18 protein-coding genes are annotated in these 20,478 nt (G+C 47.8%); 11 read left to right on the top strand and 7 right to left on the bottom strand.

The window, feature by feature from the left end:
• Positions 1 to 18: 18 nt before the first annotated feature.
• On the bottom strand, positions 19 to 2,118 hold the full coding sequence (locus ACSQ8P_RS34565; RefSeq protein WP_436239271.1) for a multicopper oxidase family protein: 2,100 nt from the start codon (positions 2,116 to 2,118) through the stop codon (positions 19 to 21).
• Positions 2,119 to 2,425: 307 nt separating this feature from the next.
• On the opposite strand from ACSQ8P_RS34565, the gene ACSQ8P_RS34560 reads away from it, so the two are divergent.
• The 4 genes from ACSQ8P_RS34560 to ACSQ8P_RS34545 all read left to right on the top strand — a co-directional run bounded on the left by ACSQ8P_RS34560 (position 2,426) and on the right by ACSQ8P_RS34545 (position 7,333).
• On the top strand, positions 2,426 to 2,626 hold the full coding sequence (locus ACSQ8P_RS34560; RefSeq protein ID WP_056622333.1) for a cold-shock protein: 201 nt from the start codon (positions 2,426 to 2,428) through the stop codon (positions 2,624 to 2,626).
• A gap of 90 nt (positions 2,627 to 2,716) precedes the next feature.
• On the top strand, positions 2,717 to 2,944 hold the full coding sequence (locus tag ACSQ8P_RS34555) for a cold-shock protein (protein WP_028555205.1): 228 nt from the start codon (positions 2,717 to 2,719) through the stop codon (positions 2,942 to 2,944).
• 128 nt (positions 2,945 to 3,072) lie between these two features.
• Positions 3,073 to 4,503 (top strand): M23 family metallopeptidase, encoded by a 1,431-nt coding sequence (locus ACSQ8P_RS34550; protein WP_436239270.1) that lies wholly within the window; start codon positions 3,073 to 3,075, stop codon positions 4,501 to 4,503.
• A 499-nt stretch (positions 4,504 to 5,002) separates the two neighbouring features.
• Positions 5,003 to 7,333 carry an ATP-dependent DNA helicase gene (locus tag ACSQ8P_RS34545; protein WP_436239269.1) on the top strand — a complete coding sequence of 777 codons (2,331 nt, stop codon included), beginning with the start codon at positions 5,003 to 5,005 and terminating at the stop codon, positions 7,331 to 7,333.
• Between the two features lie 71 nt (positions 7,334 to 7,404).
• On the opposite strand, the gene ACSQ8P_RS34540 is transcribed toward ACSQ8P_RS34545, so the two are convergent.
• Positions 7,405 to 8,568 (bottom strand): iron-containing alcohol dehydrogenase, encoded by a 1,164-nt coding sequence (locus tag ACSQ8P_RS34540; protein ID WP_436239268.1) that lies wholly within the window; start codon positions 8,566 to 8,568, stop codon positions 7,405 to 7,407.
• A 181-nt stretch (positions 8,569 to 8,749) separates the two neighbouring features.
• Here ACSQ8P_RS34540 and ACSQ8P_RS34535 point away from each other — a divergent pair, with 181 nt between their 5' ends.
• The 3 genes from ACSQ8P_RS34535 (at position 8,750) to ACSQ8P_RS34525 (ending at position 12,482) form a co-directional block, all read left to right on the top strand.
• Positions 8,750 to 9,799, top strand: coding sequence for a GGDEF domain-containing protein (locus ACSQ8P_RS34535; RefSeq protein ID WP_436239267.1), 1,050 nt, complete (start codon positions 8,750 to 8,752; stop codon positions 9,797 to 9,799).
• A 5-nt stretch (positions 9,800 to 9,804) separates the two neighbouring features.
• Entirely contained in the window at positions 9,805 to 10,200 is a 396-nt protein-coding gene (locus tag ACSQ8P_RS34530) for a VOC family protein (RefSeq protein WP_436239266.1), read from the top strand.
• Between the two features lie 473 nt (positions 10,201 to 10,673).
• On the top strand, positions 10,674 to 12,482 hold the full coding sequence (locus ACSQ8P_RS34525) for an ABC transporter ATP-binding protein (protein ID WP_436239265.1): 1,809 nt from the start codon (positions 10,674 to 10,676) through the stop codon (positions 12,480 to 12,482).
• Positions 12,483 to 12,557: 75 nt separating this feature from the next.
• Here ACSQ8P_RS34525 and ACSQ8P_RS34520 read toward each other — a convergent pair whose 3' ends face one another.
• Positions 12,558 to 13,169 (bottom strand): FMN-binding negative transcriptional regulator, encoded by a 612-nt coding sequence (locus ACSQ8P_RS34520; RefSeq protein ID WP_436239264.1) that lies wholly within the window; start codon positions 13,167 to 13,169, stop codon positions 12,558 to 12,560.
• 191 nt (positions 13,170 to 13,360) lie between these two features.
• Here ACSQ8P_RS34520 and ACSQ8P_RS34515 point away from each other — a divergent pair, with 191 nt between their 5' ends.
• Positions 13,361 to 14,338, top strand: coding sequence for a Gfo/Idh/MocA family protein (locus tag ACSQ8P_RS34515; protein WP_436239263.1), 978 nt, complete (start codon positions 13,361 to 13,363; stop codon positions 14,336 to 14,338).
• 61 nt (positions 14,339 to 14,399) lie between these two features.
• Here the strand turns inward: ACSQ8P_RS34515 and ACSQ8P_RS34510 are convergent, their stop codons facing one another.
• Positions 14,400 to 15,887 (bottom strand): MDR family MFS transporter, encoded by a 1,488-nt coding sequence (locus ACSQ8P_RS34510; protein WP_436239262.1) that lies wholly within the window; start codon positions 15,885 to 15,887, stop codon positions 14,400 to 14,402.
• A 116-nt stretch (positions 15,888 to 16,003) separates the two neighbouring features.
• Between ACSQ8P_RS34510 and ACSQ8P_RS34505 the strand changes: the two genes are divergently transcribed.
• Complete coding sequence (locus ACSQ8P_RS34505; RefSeq protein ID WP_436239261.1) at positions 16,004 to 16,543, top strand: PadR family transcriptional regulator; 540 nt, start codon at positions 16,004 to 16,006, stop codon at positions 16,541 to 16,543.
• 12 nt (positions 16,544 to 16,555) lie between these two features.
• Here the strand turns inward: ACSQ8P_RS34505 and ACSQ8P_RS34500 are convergent, their stop codons facing one another.
• Positions 16,556 to 17,041 (bottom strand): hypothetical protein, encoded by a 486-nt coding sequence (locus ACSQ8P_RS34500; RefSeq protein ID WP_436239260.1) that lies wholly within the window; start codon positions 17,039 to 17,041, stop codon positions 16,556 to 16,558.
• A 188-nt stretch (positions 17,042 to 17,229) separates the two neighbouring features.
• Here ACSQ8P_RS34500 and ACSQ8P_RS34495 point away from each other — a divergent pair, with 188 nt between their 5' ends.
• Both ACSQ8P_RS34495 and ACSQ8P_RS34490 read left to right on the top strand, forming a co-directional pair.
• Complete coding sequence (locus tag ACSQ8P_RS34495) at positions 17,230 to 17,904, top strand: response regulator transcription factor (protein ID WP_436239259.1); 675 nt, start codon at positions 17,230 to 17,232, stop codon at positions 17,902 to 17,904.
• Positions 17,901 to 19,046, top strand: coding sequence for a HAMP domain-containing sensor histidine kinase (locus tag ACSQ8P_RS34490; protein WP_436239258.1), 1,146 nt, complete (start codon positions 17,901 to 17,903; stop codon positions 19,044 to 19,046). The genes ACSQ8P_RS34495 and ACSQ8P_RS34490 overlap by 4 nt, the downstream gene beginning before the upstream one ends.
• Positions 19,047 to 19,599: 553 nt before the next feature.
• Here ACSQ8P_RS34490 and ACSQ8P_RS34485 read toward each other — a convergent pair.
• Positions 19,600 to 19,971 carry a DUF2500 domain-containing protein gene (locus tag ACSQ8P_RS34485; RefSeq protein WP_436239257.1) on the bottom strand — a complete coding sequence of 124 codons (372 nt, stop codon included), beginning with the start codon at positions 19,969 to 19,971 and terminating at the stop codon, positions 19,600 to 19,602.
• Positions 19,972 to 20,026: 55 nt separating this feature from the next.
• Entirely contained in the window at positions 20,027 to 20,476 is a 450-nt protein-coding gene (locus ACSQ8P_RS34480; RefSeq protein ID WP_436239256.1) for a GNAT family N-acetyltransferase, read from the bottom strand.
• Positions 20,477 to 20,478 lie beyond the last annotated feature (2 nt).

The raw sequence follows: 20,478 nt of genomic DNA, 5'->3' as shown, positions 1-20,478 counted from the left end.
TAGTTCCTCCATGCAACATTATTCCGGATGGTTCTGTGTGCCACTTCCAACCGAAAATGGCGTTGTAACCCCTTCATACATCAAATGCATCGACATCCCCGCGGCAGCGTGTACGAGGTTATGGCAGTGATCCATCCATAGTCCAGGATTATTCGCAACGAAAGCGACCTCATACGTTTCGCCTGGCTGAACATCTAGCGTATCCGACCACCAAGGACTCCCGATGGAAGGCTTACCATTGCGTGAAAGGACGAGCACATGATGACCATGCAAATGCATCGGATGCTCGACATTTCCACGATTAATGAACGTCGTTTTAACCAGATCCCCTTCCTTCACCATGAACATCGGCGCATCTGGGAACACTTTTCCATTCAACGTATAAAGGAAATCGAAATTTCTGTTATAGAAACCTAGTTTATTATCTAAAATCAGTGTGAAATCGCGATCAAATTTGCTATTTGCATCAAAAGGTGTGGCCTTCGGACTTCCATAAGAAAGCGGATCGAAAGCTACGGTTTGCGGCAGCTCAGGAACGTTCCCTTGGCCATCAGCTGACAGAAGAATGCCTCCATTTTTATTCGTTCCCACATTTAAATAAACAGGATGATCCGGCATAACAAATGTTAGATCAAATCGTCCGCCAGTTGGCACAATGACACGTGTATTGGTCAAGAGATCTGGCTTATTCAAATCTGTCCCATCGATAGCAGCCACTTCAAAAGGAGTACCCACTAGTGTATAGGTTTGATTGACCCAATCATCTGTGTTGATGAGTCGCATCCGGATAGGCGTCCCAGGAGCAACTGCTTGACGATCTAGTTCATCATTTGCGCCAATAGCAAACGTATTCTTCCAACGATGGGTCATAACCGTGATATCTTTGAACGGAATTGTAAATGTTGTTGTATCTGCAGCCTCTTTAGGTTCTACAATTAACGCTCCGAAAAGCCCCATACTCACTGCTTCTTGTGAATCCTGATGGGAATGGTACCAGAAGCTGCCCACTTGCTCGGCGCGGAAACGGTAGGTATAGGTTTCACCTGGCATAACTGCATTTTGTGTGGCTCCAGCAACGCCATCTTCGGCGTTAGGTACATCTAAACCGTGCCAATGGGCGGTAACGCCAACATCAATATCTTCGTTCGTTAGCGTGACTTCAATGAGTTCGCCTTCTTTCATACGAAGCTCAGGTCCAGGGATTTGACCGTTATAGGTCCAAGCATCTACGGATTTGCCAGAGCTGAGTGTGACGGTTTTTTTCTGCGCTACGAGTGTAAAACGACGATCGGGCGTCCCTTCTTTCGGGCCCGTTAGGTCGGCGACAGATACCATGCCAGCCATTGCCGTCATATCGTGATGGGCATGCTCACCAGCAGCCCCGCCGCCGTAGTCATGCGTCCCGCTTGCCATGTCGATCTCGACTGGCAGTACGCTTTTGTCCATCGCGAAAGTTATTAAATAGAAGCCGATTCCAGCGGTCACGATGAGAACGCCCGTCATGGCACCAAAGCGCGCCAATAGACGAGGTGCTTGATAGTTAGTTGCTTTACGCACTTGCTTGGCACGCATCGCATGTCTCAGCCAGAATCCAACGGCTAAGACAATGAAGACTGCGAGCGGAATGGTGACTTCTAACCATAGGAAAGGCACTGGCGGTACAAATGAGAAATAAAGTGACGTAACTGTGCTAAGCGCGGTTAATTGATAAGGAAATATAAGGCCAGGGCTAGCGGCTCTTTGGAACATTTCAGGTTCAATAGTGGTGCCACTCTCAGCTAAACTTTGTTTGGTTAATGTGCGAAGCTTTAATAATTTCGGAACGGCTACGAACCATATGCTCAAAAGAGGAACAACGACAAGCGGCGCCTGTAAAAAGATGCGGTCCCTCCAGAAAATCGGATCCATGTTCATCTGCAGCCAGACGATGGCAGCTGCAATTGCTCCCGCAGGAAGGATTGGAAACCATGCCCAGAAAAGCAGCTTGCGCGTTTTGCGGTGCAGCTTCTCTAAGCTGCCGCTGTACAATAATCGGGACGCCTTAACGCTTCCGATCCACGTGAAAATGACGAATAAAACACTGACGGCTAATATCGTTTGAATACTTGCGTTATACATGATCAAAACCCTCCCAGACTCAATATCATAAGTATAGTTCTCCTCCCCCGCGCATCAAACCGTCTAGAGACCAAGTGGCAACCTAGACTAAAGTTGGGGCAGATTTCACAAAAATTACACTAGTAAAGTTTGGAAATAGTTTGCGTTTTCATAAGTGGTGTGTTATGATAAATCCAATCGACAAATAGAACCTGAATTCACATATTGTAAAGGGTTTTCATTTTTGTTAGTGAACCTTATACAATGTGTGAATTTTTTCTCTTTGAAGAATAAAAAACATGTTAATAATTTTTGGAGGTATTTCACAATGGCTACTGGTACAGTAAAATGGTTTAACGCAGAAAAAGGTTTCGGTTTCATCGAAGTTGAAGGCGGCAACGATGTATTCGTTCACTTCTCCGCAATCCAAGGTGAAGGTTTCAAAACTTTGGACGAAGGTCAATCCGTTGAATTCAGCGTAGTTCAAGGTAACCGCGGACCACAAGCAGAAAACGTTGTAAAACTGTAATATAATTAAAAAGACTGCCTTTACTTAAGTAATGGCAGTCTTTTTCAATTTAAAGCTAGCTGACGCTTAGTACTCTAAGGAGGTTTATCCATGTATTCCAGAAAAAAGTCGCTTGAAGAGATGCCTCTAGAAAATGTGACGGTATGGTCTTGTGAAAATGAAGGCTGTAAAGGCTGGATGCGAGATAATTTTGCATTCGATCACGTGCCGACATGTCATTTATGTCAGTCCACAATGATTCGAAGTGTCAAGTTACTTCCATTAGTTAATAACACGAATAGTGATCAGAAAACGCTCAAAAAGGGCGTACAAATATAGCGTCATAGAACCCGGAGACATAGCTGTCTTCGGGTTTTTTGTGTTACCATGAGAAGAGTGAAATCAGAGGGCGAAGTCGTCTTTACTAATAGACAACCTGTCGTCATCCAAGGGAGGTAGGAACGTCTGTGAGACCAAGTAAAAGGCGTCAATGGCCACTGTTGGTTGGCGCTTGCATCCTTGCGGCTTGTGTGGTGATTGTTTTCGGCAAGTATCCGTTTGAATCATCCCCCACGTTGAATACGAATGTACCTGACACGGTAGCAGCAACACCCGTGCCAACCCCAATACCTCGTGTAGCTGTGGAATTCCGCATGCTCGATTTGGATCGAGGCTGGGTGAAGTACGCAGACGGTATGGCTCATACTTCGGATGGCGGCGCGCATTGGCAGGAAGTCGCAAGTATGGAAGCCCTACCGACGGATGGGGGAGCGGCTACGAATGGATTGGAAGCGATCACAAAGCTACTGAGCTTGGAGAGCGGGACTGGGAGTACGGTGGAAGGAGCATCAGGAGTTTCAGCTACGACGTCCTCAGGAAGCCCAAGCGTGGATATTGTTACGCTGAACGGGACGATGTTTGATGTGAAGCAGTCACAGTTCGTGACGCCGAAGATTGGTTGGGCTCTATTACCAAGCACAACGAATAGTAAAAGCCCACTCGTGCTCACTGTAGATGGCGGACAAACCTGGATAGATGGTATGACGGAGGACGCGAAAGCGATCATTCTAGGGGAGAAATCCCATTTGACCCAGCTCAAAGCGGAAGCTTTGCTCTATAAAGACGAAGCGGGCGCGAAAGCGGTCATGGGCGCTAGCTGGAAGCTCATACCGGATCAGGTATCGCCGGGTGATATCGTGCTTGTACGCCATAAGGAGGCAGGAAGTATTGCTTGGCAGGGCAAAACCTACACACTTCAACCTTATGAAGCTGGATATTTTACGTATTTGCCAATCTCGATGAGTGTGAAGGCTGGCACATATCCGATTGGTGATCAGACGCTGACCATCAAGGCGAAGAAGTTCGAGACGCAGTATTTGAAGGTTACCGAGCAAATGGAAAGTATGAAACAGGATACGACGCGCATCAACGCCGATCAGAAGAAGATCGATCTGGCGCGCAGCAAGTCGGAGCCGAGGTTTTTGTTCAGCGGGCCGTTCGTGAAGCCGATCGAGGGGATCTTGACCACGCCGTATGGGTACACCCGTTATGTGAACGGGAAATACGACAGCGCGCATATGGCCCTTGATCTGGCCGCCAAAGAAGGCACGCCGATCAAGGCTACGAACGATGGGGTTGTAGCGCTAGCGGAACTCCTATATTTGACCGGCAATTCCATCTATATTGACCATGGGATGGGGCTGTTCTCGCAATACGCGCATCTCTCCGAGCTGCGTGTCAAACCTGGCGACCGCGTCAAGCAGGGCGACATTATCGGGCTCGTCGGCACGACTGGCTTCTCCACCGGGCCGCATCTGCATTTTACCTTCTGGGCACATAATATTCAGGCCAATCCGGATTTGTTTTTTAATACAACCCCGTTTCAATGGGTGAAATGATCGTGAAGTGAGACGGTAACAAGACTAATCACCCCTTCTGCGTATGAGTTAAGCTCGTCGTAGAAGGGGTTTTTGGCGTGGGGATTGAAGCTTGGGACGGCCATCACCGCCACTACCTCATCAATCGAAACACCCCCTTCACTCACTCGTCTACATCCCCTGCTACGCACAAATAAATGGAAAATATACAGCTAATTTCACCGTATTCTTTCGAATTTAATGATTAGATGGAAAATATGTAGCTAATTCGGCCGATTTTGATGGTTTTCTTTAATATGCTCGAATTTAGATGGATATTTTCCAGTTGTTTTGCTGAATCGGGACTAAGAGATGAAATTAGCTGTACAAAATCCAGTTATTTTAGCGAGAAGGCAAGAGAGAGCAATGCAGGGGCAGAACAGGCAGGAGGAGCTAAGTCAGCGCATGACAGGGCCAAGTAGTGTTTCACCGACACACATGGTATAATAAGGAACAAATGTTCTAAAAATGGAGACGTGGCATGCTACCTCTTGTTCAGATATCAGTTCGTTCGCTTGTGGAATATGTGTTTAGCAGTGGTAGTATTGATACGGAATTTCGGTCGAGCAAGGCACTGAGTGAGGGGACGAAGGCGCATCAGAGACTGCAAAAAAAATACGGAGAATCCGATCAGCATGAAGTGTATGTGTCTGCGGAGATCGCATATGAGGGGTTTTTATTTGTCATAGATGGGCGTTGTGATGGGCTACTTGCCCAGACTGATGACGGCGATACGCTTACGGTAGATGAAATCAAATCGACTTCCGGAGATATTGCGCTGATTGAAGAGAATTCGTACCCCGTGCATTGGGCACAGGCGATGTGCTACGCCTATATGGTGGCCCATGATCGTGGGCTCAGCCATATGCGAGTTCAGATGACGTATACACAGGTGGATACGGAGGAGACTAGGCATTTTGTGAGAGAAGCTGCATACGAAGAGCTTGAGCGGTTTGTGCATGAGGTGATTCAGAGTTACTATCCGTACGCACAAGTGAAGCATGACCATGAGCAGCACAGGAATCAGAGCATTAAGGAGCTGCAGTTCCCTTTCCCACAGTATCGTGAAGGGCAGCGTAAGCTGGTAGGGGCGGTGTACAAAACCATCCAGGACGGGCATAAATTATTCGCTAAGGCACCCACAGGCATTGGAAAGACGATGTCGACGCTTTTTCCGTCGGTGAAAGCGATGGGGGAGGGCGTGCTGCAGCGGTTTTTTTATTTGACGGCGAAGACGATAACGCGCACGGCGGCAGAGGAAGCTTTTTACCTGTTGCAGGACAAGGGCTTGCAGCTACAGGTGGTTACGCTAACCGCGAAGGAGAAAGTGTGTTTGAAGGACGAGGTCAAGTGTACGCCGGCACACTGTGAGTTCGCGGATGGCTACTATGATCGGGTAAATGAAGCGGTGCTGGATCTGCTCAGGCAGGAAACCGTGATGACGCGTTCTGTGATTGAGACGTATGCGCGGAAGCACCGTGTGTGTCCGTTTGAGTTCTCGTTGGATGTGGCCTATGCGGCGGATGCGGTGATTTGTGATTATAATTATATTTTCGACCCGAGAGTGAATTTGAAGAGGCTGTTCGAGGATCAGAAGCGCCATACTGCGCTGCTGATCGATGAGGCGCATAATCTGGTGGATCGAGCACGGGAGATGTATGCCAGTGAGCTGCACAAATCGGTTTTCCTTACTCTGCAGCGGGATTTCAAAGGTGTGAGTAAGGAGGTCCATGACGCGGCTAAAGCTGTAAATGCCTATTTCATAGCGCTCCGTAAGCAGGTGGGCGATCGTGAGATGATGGTGGAGTCTGGGCTGCCGGAATCGTTATTGGTGCATGTGGAAGCATTTATAGCGATAGCGGAAAAGGAATTAGCGAGATCGGCCGGTGGTACTTCAACGAGTGCGGTACTTTTGGATGCGTATTTTGTTGCGCAAAATTTTGTGCGCATCTCGAAGTTGTATGACGAGCGGTATGTGACGCTCGCTGTGAATGACCGGAACGAGGTCAGCGTGAAGCTCGTGTGTTTAGATCCATCTCATCTATTGCGGATGATGGGGAAGGGGTATCGGGCGCACGTGTTTTTCTCGGCGACGCTGTCACCATTGTCCTATTTCATGGACACGTTAGGGGCAGGAGAGGGCGATTATTCGGTGACGGTGCCGTCGCCTTTTGCAAAAGATCAGCTGGAGGTTTTCGTGCAGCCGCTCTCCACCCGTTATCAGGATCGGGAACACAGTCGCAAGCAGATTGCTCGTTCAATCTATGAACTGGTCATGGGACGAGCGGGGAATTATTTGGTGTTTTTCCCATCGTATGCGTATATGAGCAGTGTGTACGAGGCTTTCACGGATCTTGTAGGTGAGGAGGCAGACGTGTCTCAACTCAACGTGCTCGTGCAGCAGGCCAAAATGACGGAGGAGGAGCGAGAGCACTTCCTATCGGCTTTTCAGGCGGGGGCGGAGAAGACGTTGGTGGGATTCGCGGTGATGGGCGGCATCTTCTCCGAGGGCATTGATCTAGTAGGCGACCGCTTAACAGGCGTCGTTGTTGTTGGTGTTGGCTTGCCGCAGCTAGGACCGGAGCGCAATTTGATCAAGGATTACATGGAGCGCACGGGCAAAAACGGCTACGACTACGCTTATGTCTACCCCGGCATGAACAAAGTGCAGCAGGCAGGCGGACGATTAATTCGCTCCGAAACGGATCACGGTGTGCTGCTGTTGATCGATGATCGGTACTTGCAGCCTCGCTATCAGCGCCTGCTGCCAGAGGAGTGGCGCAACTATAAGGTGCTGCCTGTGAAGCGCTAGGATCGCAACGTAAAAAGCCGCACCCCAAGGTTGAATGTCCCTTAGAGTGCAGCTATTTCATGCTCGCTATGTTATAGCGACATTTGATAAATTTTCACGACATCGGCGCGAGTTAGCTTCTGGAAGTTGCCGAAATCGCCGTAAATCATGGCTTTATCGGCCATGAGTTCGATGGTGGATTCGTCGATGTTGTAATCAGCCAATCGGCTAGGTGCGCCGATGCTGGTGAAGAAAGCGCGCAATGCCGCGATACCTTCCTCGGCAGCTTGCTTGTCGGATTTGCCTGAGGCATCGATGCCAAAGACGCGCTGCGCGAACTGTTTGAAGCGCCCAACGTTGGCATCGAGGGTGTGGGTCATCCAGTTCGGGAAGAGGATGGCCAAACCGCCGCCGTGCGGGATATCATGGACAGCAGAAACCGCATGCTCCAGATTGTGCGTCGCCCAATCCCCGCGGATGCCCATGCTTAGCGTGCCGTTCAGCGCCATAGTGCCGCTGTACAGAATGGTTGCGCGGTGTTCAAGATTGTTCAGATCTTCCAGTAGAAGGGGCGCCGTGTCGATAACAGTACGCAGAATCGTTTCGCAGAACCCATCCTGTACAGGGGAATTCGTGTCATGATGGAAGTATTGCTCGAACACGTGAGACATAATATCGACCATGCCGTATACGGTTTGGTTTTCAGGCAAGGATGTTGTATGAGCTGGGTCGAGGATAGAGAATTTCGGGAATGAAAATGGACTTCCCCAACCAAGTTTATCTTGGGTTTCCCAATTGGTAATAACAGAACCGGAGTTCATTTCGGAGCCTGTCGCAGCGATTGTCAGCACGGTTGCTAACGGAAGTGCACCTGTTGCTGCTGCTTTGCGCGTAGCGATATCCCAGAAGTCGCCATCAAACTTGGCGCCAACGGCAATTGCTTTCGCGCAGTCAATTACACTGCCGCCGCCCACTGCAAGGATCAGGTCGATGTTGTTACTACGGCACAAGGCTACGCCGCGATGGACCGTAGTTAATCTCGGATTGGGCTCAACGCCGCTAAGCTCTACGATGGTTGCTTCTAGTCCTTGTAAGAGATGAACAACCTTGTCATAGATGCCATTGGCTTTGATGCTGCCACCACCATAGACGAGTAAGATATTTTTCCCATACTTAGGTACTTCAGTTGTTAGCTTTTCTAATTGACCTTGACCGAAATGTAGGGTAGTTGGATTATGGAAAGTGAAATTGTTCATGATCTTACCTCCTCGAATATAACTGGGGGCATACGTGCCCCTCTTACTATTGTATAGTAACCATCTGCTAAAAACAAAATAGGGAGGGGAATTCGTTGTTCGAGTGCGTATAAGAAGGACATAGGGACAATTTATAGAATGAATAAGGAGAAATGTCATCTGGTTGGGATGTGATTGCAGCATGGTGAAAATAAGAAAGTCTGACCATATCTTAGAAATTGCATATAGCTGTGTACGTTGGTTCCTTCTTGTTGCTTCATCTTATGTGTATCTGAACTATTATTATAGCGCCTCGCAGGGCCTATCTCTTTTTTGGAGTATGCTTGCTATCGCTATTCTGTATATGGGAACTACGGAGGTTGCCCTGCATTTTACTCCTATAGCTTCTGGCTTTTATCGGACAGTGACGCGACTAGGTGTCATTATGGATTATTTCTCCTTTATTGCCATTATCGCACTCACAGATGGAACACATAGCCCACTTCTCCCCATAGCCTACTTGGTTATTCTTCACGCTTCGTTATACTGGAGTTTTCGTGGATCCATGGTGGCGACAGGGATGATCATCATCGGATACTGCTTCATAGTTGAGCTGGTGGATGGTGGATTTCTTATCGACGATCTACCTCGACACTTTTTTAATTTTGCCTTTCTGCTGATGTTTGGTGTCATTGGGGGTATCCTTGTAGCAAGGGAGCGAAAGCATTTCGTCGAGAAGGGGATATTTGAAAATTTAGCGAAACAGGATTACTTGACGGGACTTTACAATCATCGAAGCTTTCAAGAACAGATGAGAGAGGCTATTGCAGGAAAACAACCGATTACGCTAATGATGGGGGATATTGACTATTTTAAGCAGATCAATGATCGCTATGGTCACCAAGCGGGGGATATGGTTTTGAGGGAGATCGGATGTCTATTGGAGACGTCCATCCCAAGTACGCAAGGCCGTGCCTTCCGCTATGGTGGTGAGGAATTTGCGATTATTTTTTATACAGATAGTCAGCTTGGGGCGACGGAGCTTTATCAAGTATTTCTGGATAAGCTGCAAGCCAAGGTATTTGAGCACGGCAAAGATGCTTTTCAAGTTACGATGAGCTTCGGGGCCGCACTCCGTGATCGGGGACAAGGTAAGTCGGAGCTGGTCGCCGCGGCTGATGAGTTACTATATGAAGCGAAGAAACATGGCAAAAATCAATTGCTATGGGCTCGTGCAGAAGGGATGGAGTAATAACGATGGCAACCTTATCTCCTTATATCTATAGTGCCGACGCGCGAAAGCAAGCTGACTTCTATGTGGGCGTATTTGGCGGAGAAATTATTAGTATCCAATCATATGGGGATTTGCCTGGAATGGAAGACTCAAAGAAGCACCTGGTTATGCATTTGGAACTGCATGCGCTGGGCCTACGATTCTTCATGGCCGATGCAGGTATAGTTGCTAATGATCGAGGCACTGGCATGGATTTAGCGCTCACCTTCAAAGATGAGGAGGAGGCGCGAACAATTTATGATGGTTTAGCCATGGACGGCGATGTCATCATGCCGTTTGAACGCATGTTCTGGGGCACGATGCTGGGGCGTGTGCGAGATCGTTACGGAGTCATGTGGCAGGTGGCCACCGAATCATAAATGGCACGAAGAGAGCTCCCTTGTGAGAAGCCATATGGCTTTCGTGAGGGAGCTTTTTCCTTACCATCTCCGATACTCCTCACTGCTAACCCTCGCTGCATCGCCCCTCCCACGACCAGTGTAATTCTAATGGACATGATCGCCGCTATTTCGAGAAAATCAGACAGACTCCTCATTTATCGGACACCAGCGCCGCTATTAACTGTTTGGTAGGCAATATTGCACCCCAATCAGGAGAATAACGGCCGTGTTGTCCGATAGAACATGGGAAACCACCCAAATGACCGATTAACGTCATCTGTGTCCGTTAACGGGAGCGAGTGAAAATTAGCCTCTAAAGCTGCTATTCCGCCTGCGGACCGATTCGACCCTGTTTATATTCTGTTTAAAATAGGGGAGTATGATCGTATCCATAGGTAGAACACAATCATACACAACGGAATCACATCCGATCGGTAAAGGAGTAGAGATAGATGGCTATGACGAAGAGCGAACAACCGAAACAAAAAAACAACTGGCGGGGATTCATCCGCTTACTAATGGGGGCGAATCCACCCAAGCTCCTGCTGGGGATTGCATTAGGGTTAAGCGTGATTGCCACGCTGGTGGCCTTGGTGATCCCACTTTTCACGAAAAATGTGGTCGATAATTTCAATATTTCCTCACTAAATTGGTGGCAAATTAGCGGGATGGCTCTTGCGTTCATCGCATCAGCGGTAGCTTCTGGCGTAGCTACGTATCTCCTTAACTATTCAGGTCAACGCGTAGTGGCAGGTATCCGGGATCGCTTGTGGAAGAAGCTGCTTGTGCTGCCTGTTCGTTACTATGATAATCATCAAACAGGAGATACCATCTCCCGGATGACGAACGACACCGCAATTATTAAGGGACTTATCGCCGAGCATACGGCGGGCTTTATTACAGGCAGCATTTCTATTATCGGGTCCATCATCGTGCTCTTATATATGGATTGGAAAATGACACTCATCATGTTCAGCATATTCCCAATCGCTTTTCTTATCCTTTTTCCATTGGGTATGCAAATGTACAAAATTTCTAAAGGTATGCAAGCCGAAACGGCGAACTTTACTTCTGTGTTGAATCGGGTATTATCTGAAATTCGCTTGGTGAAGGCGGCCAATGCAGAGCCTGTGGAGTACAAGGAAGGTAGCGCAGGAATCCAGACGTTGTTCAAATTTGGGCTAAAAGAAGGCAAAATTCAAGCACTGATGTCCCCGCTGATTATGTTTGTCATGCTGATGATGTTCGTCGTCCTTTTCGGTTATGGCGGAACACGGGTAGCGTCAGGAGCGATATCAGCTGGCCAGTTGGTAGCCTTCATGCTGTATTTATTTCAAATCGTAATGCCGATTACGCAGATTACACAATTTTTCACGCAAACTCAGAAAGCGATGGGCGCAACGGATACTATTCTCAAGGTGCTGGATCATGAGGAGGAGAATCCGCACGCAGGTTTACGAGTCGAGGATGCTTCACAATCCCTGCATTTCGAAAACGTATCGTTTGGCTACAAAGAAGGCGAGTCCGTTCTAAAGGATGTTAGTTTCACTATGGAAGCGGGTAAAGTGACCGCGATTGTAGGGCCGAGCGGAAGCGGGAAGACGACGATGTTCTCGTTGCTAGAGCGGTTTTACTCGCAGCAGGAAGGTAACATTTCGCTAGGCGAAGACAGCATTGGTCAATACTCACTTGTCTCCTGGCGCAGCCAGATTGGCTATGTATCGCAGGAAAGTCCGCTCATTGCGGGGACGATTCGGGATAACATCTGCTACGGCTTGCAGCATGAAGTGACGGAAGAAGCGGTAAAGCGGGCTTCCGAGATGGCCTACGCCGATGGTTTCATTGAAGAGCTTCCGCAGAAGTATGACACGGAAGTCGGAGAGCGCGGGATTAAGCTGTCAGGCGGACAGCGTCAACGGATTGCCATCGCCAGAGCGCTGCTGCGCGATCCGAAGATTCTCATGCTGGACGAAGCAACGTCCAGTCTGGACAGCAAGTCCGAGGTCGTGGTGCAGCAGGCCCTGCAGAATTTGATGCAAGGACGTACAACGCTAGTCATTGCCCACCGGTTATCCACAGTCGTAGACGCAGATCAGATCGTGTTTCTCGATAAAGGTGTCGTCACAGGCCGCGGCACGCATCAGGAGCTCATTGAGTCGCATGAGATGTATCGTGAATTTGCAACGCAGCAGCTGCAGATACAAGAGCAGTTGATTGCGGAGCATTCTCCGCTGACGCCTGAAGTGGTGCCGACCGAGTAGCAGATCCATTCTTAAATGAAAAGCCTCTTCACCAACGAGATAGCGGGTGTAGAGGCTTTTTGTTCGTTCACGGCGTCAGGAGCGACGCAGGTTCCCCTTCATAAGCGAGGCAATCTGCCGCTCCAGCTCTCCCTTTTGCTCCAACTCCCGAATAATACGCTCTTGGCGCTCTACAGGCTGATTCTGGCTCAGCTTAGCTTTGCCTTCGATGCTGGAAATCGGGAGTCGAAAGGCTTGTATCCCTTTGCTCAGCCCAGAAATATAGTGAGGATCAACATTGTCTAAGTCATACGAGCTGTCTGGTTCCTCGTACTTGTGGGTTAGCTGCCGTAAGACGCGTAAAACTTCTTGATCGTCATGAATGAGTTCGACTTTGCCATAGACATGAACGGCCGTATAATTCCACGTGGGTACACTGGCAGGCGTTCCATACCAGGAAGGTGAGATATAGCAGTGGGGACCTTGGAAGATCACCAAAATCTCTTGCCCCTCGATATCCATCCACTGAGTATTTGACCGAGCAAAATGACCATATAGGCACTGCTCCTCTGAACTCAGCATTAAGGGGATATGGGTTGCGAAGGGACGCCCCTGATGATGCGAAACGACCATAGCGAAGCTATGTGCTTTTATGAGGTCGTACATCTCCGACAGATCTTCTATTTTAAAATGCGAGGGCGTGTACATGGCTTCACCTGCTTTGTTTTAGTATTTTAACAAAAGTATAGCAACACCTAGGGTACATACAAAGTGCCAATTATTTTGCTTTTGAGTAGACCACTGTGGACAATCATGTTGCTTACGAATTGTGTACAGGAGGTTGCAACCATCATGTCGAATACCTAAACCAACTACGTAATTCAAGAGGAGGCAACAGAATGGAGAAGGTTCGTTGGGGAATTATCGGCTGCGGTGACGTAACGGAGGTTAAAAGCGGCCCAGCCCTGCAGAAGGCAGAAGGCTCGGAGCTAGTCGCTGTTATGCGCCGCAATGGGGCACTAGCAGAGGATTATGCGAAGCGGCATGGTGTGGCGAAATGGTACGATGACGCCGCAGCATTAGTGAACGATCCAGATGTAAATGCGGTCTATGTCGCAACGCCGCCAGGATTTCACCGCGAATATACATTACTCGCTGCAAAAGCAGGGAAGCCGGTTTACGTGGAGAAGCCGATGGCTAGGAATCACGCAGAGTGTCAAGAAATGATCGCGGCTTGTGAAGAAGCGGGCGTGCCTTTGTTTGTGGCGTATTATCGCAGAGGGCTCCCTAAATTCGTAGAAATCAAGCGTCTGCTTGACAGCGGTGTAATCGGGGAGGTCCGTTTCGTTCAATCGACGTATCAGCAACCGATGAGAGATTATGAAGAAGGACTAGAACCGTGGCGCATTCAGCCTGAACTGTCTGGTGGCGGCTTATTCGTGGATTTAGCGAGCCATGCACTAGATATCCTTGATTACCTATTGGGGCCAATCGGAGAGGTCAAAGGCTTTGCAAGCAATCAAACGGGTAAGCAAAAGGTTGAAGATATCGTGACCACAAGCTACGCCTTCGAATCCGGTGTGATGGGTACAGGGGTATGGAGCTTCAATGCCTACAAACACCTTGATTTGAATGAGATTGTCGGCAGCCGCGGCAAACTATCGTTCTCTACGTTCAGTGGCGATCTGCGCATTGAAACCGCTGACGGTGAGGTCCAAGAATTGACGATACCCAATCCTCCTCACGTGCAACAGCCTCTGATTCAGAAGGTTGTGGACGATCTGCGAGGTATCGGGCAAAGCCCCAGCACAGGCGTAACAGCCGCACGTACCAATCGTGTGATGGACGAGCTGTTGCGCGATTTTTACCGCGCCTAAGAACAAACGAAAACCCCAGTCTGATGTGTTTCTCTCGGACTGGGGTTCTTTATTTCATGCTTTATGCTTTCGGGCTCGGCGTTGCTACAATAGGAGCAGGTGCCGACGCTGAAGGATTGTCAGGTGCTAAGGATCGCTTGTTAAGGAACAAGCTAAGGGGTAGAGCGACTAGCACAATAAATGTCGCAAGCAAGTACACGTCATTGACACTCATGGTGAATGCGTGCGTACCAATTTGCACTTTGTCCGTCATCCCGCCTGTAGCAAGATCCTTGCTATGTGTTGCGGTTTGGGACGATAAGACGGATGTGAAGAGGGCGATCGCGAAGGACCCGAATACGTTACGAACCCAGTTATTAATGGAGGTTGCATGACCAGACAGGGTTCTCGGAATTTGTTCCATCCCTGCATTACTTGCAGGCATCGTAGCGAAGGCAATCCCAACGTTCCGAACGATCATCCAGAATACGATATAGCCGCGAGAGACGTCTGTACTCAACCAACTGAGTGTGAGCGTACCAATCGCAATTAAGGAAATACCAATAAAAATTAGAATACGAGGCCCGACACTGCTATACAGCTTACCTACGATCGGCATACAGAGCGCCATCACGAGGGAGGCAGGCAATAGAATTAGCCCCGTATCCAATGGGGTTACATGCTGAATGTTTTGCAAAAAAATCGGTGTCAGGAAGGTACCTGAGTACAAGCTTATCGTAACAATACTGGAGATAATAAGTGATAGTGTATATCTGGAGTTTTTCAACACACGGATGTTCAATAATGGGGAGTCGACCTTAAGCTCTCTCCATATGAATAGCAGAAGAACTAGGAAACCTGTTGCGAATAGACCTATGACACGGCCTGATGACCATCCCCAGGCATGACCTTGCGAGAAACCGATGAGCAAGGCAAGACTGCTGACAACGACAGTTAGTAAGCCGATCAAATCGAATCTTTTTGGAACAGAAAGACGGTAATAAGGAATTAATTTGAAAACGAGAATAATAGCAACAACGCCGACAGGTACGTTCATGAGGAACAACCAGTGCCAGCTCCAATTTTGCAATAACCAACCGCTCAATGTAGGCCCGATTGCTGGCGCCATCATCGCAGATAAGGACCAGAGGGAAATCGCGATCGGTTGCTTGTCACGCGGAATAACTTGATACACAATCGTCATGGTAGCCGGCATAATCAGACCGCTGAAAGCCCCTTGAATAATACGGAAAGCAATCAGTGATGAAGCGTCCCATGCTAGGGCACATAGGAGTGAAAACACGGTAAAACCAATCAACGCGATGGCGTATAGACGTTTGTAGCTGAATTTCTCCCCGAAATACCCTGTAATCGGAGCAATTGTACCGCTTGCGAGCATGAAACCAGTAATTGTCCATTGAATTTTGCTCAAATCTGTATGGAAATGATCACTAAGAATCGGTATCGCGATATTAATCGTACTCATACTTAGAATTGAAACGAACGATCCGAAGAAGATAGCGATCATAATTGGCCAGAAGCGCACTTGCTGTAATTCATCCTTACTCAAAATAATGCCTCCACTCTATCATTGATCTTAACGATAGTATTCTCTATAATTTGAATGAAAATCATCATACTACCGATAAGTTTATATGTCAATAATGACATAAAGGAGGAGCGCTATTGAATACCCTTTCATATGGATTACTAAGCCTTTTAACCAAAAACTCCCGCTCGGGGTATGAGCTTATGCAGCATATTCAGCCTTTTTGGTCAGCCAAACATAGCCAGATATACCCACTCTTAGCGCAATTAGAGCAAAAGGGGCACGTCGCTTTCGTACATGTTCCTCAATCTGATAAGCCAGATAAGAAAGTCTACTCCATCACGGAGCAAGGGAAGGATGCCTTACGGGGATGGATTGCTGAGCCAACGGATGAACCTGTGACGAGGGATGAGCTTGCTCTTAAGGTGTACTGCATCGGCTTAGTGGATAAAGAACAGGCGAGGAAGATGCTCGCGGTACGCGAAGTGTATTATAAGAAGAAAAAAGAGCGATTCAACCTCCTGATGGATAAGCTCCAAGAAGGAAGTGAGAAACCGCTCGATCAATTAGAAATTGGTGATGATGCCTTCGGCATGTATGTACTGGTGCATAAAGCCACAATGAAGGTAGATACGGATTTGTATTGGTGTGAGTGGATGAAGGAGAAATTGAAGTGATCTGAAGTGATCCTAACTGCCGATTTCCTGAATGACCGTTTGAATTTTTTGTAGACGAATGTATTCCGACTTCTCTAATTGCGGTCGAAAATAAGCATACAGATAGGCCGCATCCTCGAACGTCAATGCAGGGTAGCAGACGACCTCTTGCACCACGAGTGGGTTATCCATGATAACCTGCCATTCACCGGCTCTCTCCGCGTGTGAGATGTTTGCGAAAATGTGTTTCTTGGCAGCTATTGTACTTTCGAGCTCTGGCCAAATCTTCTCCCAAGATGGACTGAAATCAACGGGTTTTGGAAAAAGTCGTTTTGCTTTCGCAACCGACTGTTCCACGGTATCCATCTCTGTGTCCCCCGCGGCTTTGATTGCATCCGTGAGACTGTCGAGTAACCGCCTAAAACCTGCGAATCCTTCCGATAGCACCTCACGCCTAAACAGGGCTTCCGCTTCCGCGGTAGTCAGCTTGTTGAAATCCGCCAATGTGTTATTTGTCATACAGGCCACAACCCCCCAAACTGTTCCTTTTCCCAAATTTATCATAAAACATTTTCCAAATAAAGCCCTTTCATTTGCAAAATAGGCTTCTGGTTTAAATTCAGTTTATATTGCTCCTTTATGCTAATTTCTATCATATCCACAGTCTAAAGCAGACAAGAACTTCAAGAAGTGAGGATGAATGAACCATGGCACCCATTATGATCGTAGATGATGATCCGTATATTCGTGAGCTTGTCCGTGTTTTCATGCTGAACGAGGGCTTCGATGTCGTCGAGGCCGCGGATGGCGCCGAAGCGCTCAAAAAGCTGCAAACCGTCCAAGTCGATATGGTTATCCTCGATGTGATGATGCCGAACATGGACGGATGGACGCTATGCAAAGAGCTCAGAGAGCATTATGATCTTCCGATACTCATGCTAACAGCCAAAGCAGAAACAGCCCAGAAGGTTAAGGGCTTCGAGCTTGGTGCAGATGATTACCTGACCAAGCCCTTCGAGCCGCTTGAGCTGGCGATGCGAGTGAGAGCGCTGCTGAAGCGCTACAGAATCGCTTCTTCGCAAACGATTCAGGCTGGCGATTTAAGTATGAATCGCAAAACCTATGAAGTTACCGTTGGCGCAGATAGTATCACGCTGCCGCTCAAGGAGTTCGAACTGCTCTATAAACTCGCGAGCTACCCGGGCAAAACCTTCTCGCGCGATCAACTGATCGAGCAGATTTGGGGGTTTGACTATGAAGGCAATGAGCGAACCGTCGATGTGCATATTAATCGGCTGCGTGAGCGATTTCCTGAGGAGCGGCATGCTTTTCGCATCGCTACAATTCGAGGCTTGGGCTACCGTTTGGAGGTACTGAAGTGAATCATCGGCACAGAGCAGAGAGAAGAGAGCGGAGAGAAAGACAGAAGAAGCGGAGAATGAGCCAGAATAATAAGCAGTCCATTCTCCAACGAATAGGCGGCTTCTTTTTTGGCTTAGGGATATTTATTCTTATTATCGTGTATTGGCTAGTTGCCTTCTATGGCACGGAACATCTCTACGCACAGCTGGGGAAACGGCCTGCGGAAGTCATTGTACAGCTGATCAATTGTATCGGAGGCATGTTCCTCTGGGGGATTACGATGGCCATTCTTGGCCAATTTATGCGGAAGCATCAATTGATTTTCTTCCAAAGTTTGAATCAAGCGATCCGCAGCATGTCGAGAGGGGATTTCAATGTGTTGGTAGATAATAACCCGCGGAATGGGCCTTTCGTGGAGTTAGCGGAGTCCATCAATCAAATGGCGACCGATCTCGGGCAATTAGAGAAAATGAGGCAGGAGTTTATTTCGAACGTCTCTCATGAGATCCAGTCGCCTTTAACTTCCATTAGCGGATTCTCCCGCGCACTGCAGAATGATCAACTGTCATCTGATGAGCGTAAGCATTATTTGACCATCATTGAAACGGAAAGTGTTCGTTTATCCAAGCTCAGCGATAATCTGCTAAAACTGACATCCTTGGAGTCGCAGCATCACCCTTTTGAACCGAAGAGCTATCGTTTGGATAAACAGTTGCGTAATCACATTCTCGCTTGTGAGCCGCAGTGGGTGGATAAAGATATTGAAATGGATATCGAGCTGGATTCTGTAACTGTTGATGCCGATGAGGATCTGCTCAGTCAGGTATGGACGAACCTCATCCACAACGCAGTGAAATTTGTGCCTGTTGGCGGAACAATTCGTGTTCGAGTGGTCAGTAACGGGGAAGAGGCTGTAACGCGGATATCGAATAATGGGCCTAGCATTCCGGAAGAGGATCAGACGCATATATTTGAACGTTTCTACAAAGCAGATAAATCCAGAAATCGTATGGCGGGCGGCAATGGGCTGGGCTTGTCGATCGCGAAGAAGATCGTGGAGATGCATCACGGATCGATTACAGTGGAAAGCGGGATAGAAGAACTGACTTCCTTCATTGTCCGATTACCGATTGTTCAGAAGGCTCAGCTACCCAACATATAACATCGTGTGAACGCAAATAGAGGCCCCCGCTTATCCATGATAACCGGAGGTCTCTATGAGTCATTTTGCCTATTCAATTGTTCTTCCGCACACTCCATTCCCCGAAAATTCGCAAGTCAGTTGCTGAAATCGAAATCGATACATTTGCCTCAAAGTTAAAGTGTCCTTTCCTCTTAGTTAATTGCCCATTTAATCAACCATACGACAAGTCCCTCACTTCTGATCCTTTCCTCGAATGATGACCTGCCTGATCTGATTTCCCGCATGCTGGATGAACGAGTGGGACGTTCCTGCACTTGGCTCCTGTCGTTTAGAACGCAAGTGAGTAGCATGCTTCGCTAACGTGGTCCAATGGACTATCCCCTCTCCTATAAGTTGGTTAGGCTCTAAGTTGATACTGCACCGTCTGGTGCGGGTTGTCCTCTCTGTGTGCCTTGGATTTATAATAGCCCATTATTAAAATATTGTAAATATTCAGATTATTCAAATATCGGTGCGAATATGCCTATTTTTTTGTTTTTTCTTGTGAATGCTTACGTATTCGTGGAATTGCTCAAATTGCTTTCTTGCGTTCGAATTCTTTGAAACGAGTGCCTTGAAAAGTTAAATTTCCTATATCACCCTCGACCATATAGCCAAACTGCTGCCGGCCTATCCACAGTTCCATTCTGCTCCGGTCGTCGAACTCAAAAGTAACATAGTAAGAGGTGTTCGCACTTAAATTACTGGTGCTTCCGGAGAGCTGGATCCGTTTAGCAACAACCTTACAGAATCTGTCTTGGATAGGTGCATTGTTATTGGAGGTCCAGACCGAAAGAGATTTTATAATAATGGATAGAAAGATGCCAACCACGAGAATAAGGATGAGGATGAAGAGGATAAGGACAAGCTTACTTAAAGCTCCTTCATTTAATCCAGCCAGCACATGTAAGCACTCCTTCGTAGTATTGATAGAATAGGGTGTATCGACTTCCTCCTAGTTAGAGGAAACGTTTGACAAAACGGTAGCCGGTTTCATGAAAGCCGATGGGCGATTGGGCGGTTCGGGATTTGTCAGTGGATTCTACGTCAGTAAGCCACATCATGCCAGAGCAATTATGATCACTTGCAAGCTGTTCGGCATAGCTTCTCAATTGCTCCAAAGGTGCTTGGTTACTGTCGGGATCGGGATCTTGCTTAAAGGAAATAACCGAAATCTCACTAAATGTTAGATTGTGTGCTTCACGATCTCTGCGGATACGAAAGCTTAATGTACCGAGAATCCGATTCTTTTCTTCATAGACATAAAGCAATTCGTCCGGATTATCGCGCATGTTATGCAGCCTATTTTCAATATGTAAAGGGGAAATCATTTTGCCAGTAAGATGAGAAACGAGTGAACTAATCGCTGATGTATCCTGGGGTGTTGCTTCACGAATGCATGTAGTCATGG

The organism is Paenibacillus sp. LjRoot153 (assembly GCF_964253085.1).
Taxonomy (GTDB): domain Bacteria; phylum Bacillota; class Bacilli; order Paenibacillales; family NBRC-103111; genus Paenibacillus_E.
This window is presented reverse-complemented; position numbering and strand designations above follow the sequence as displayed.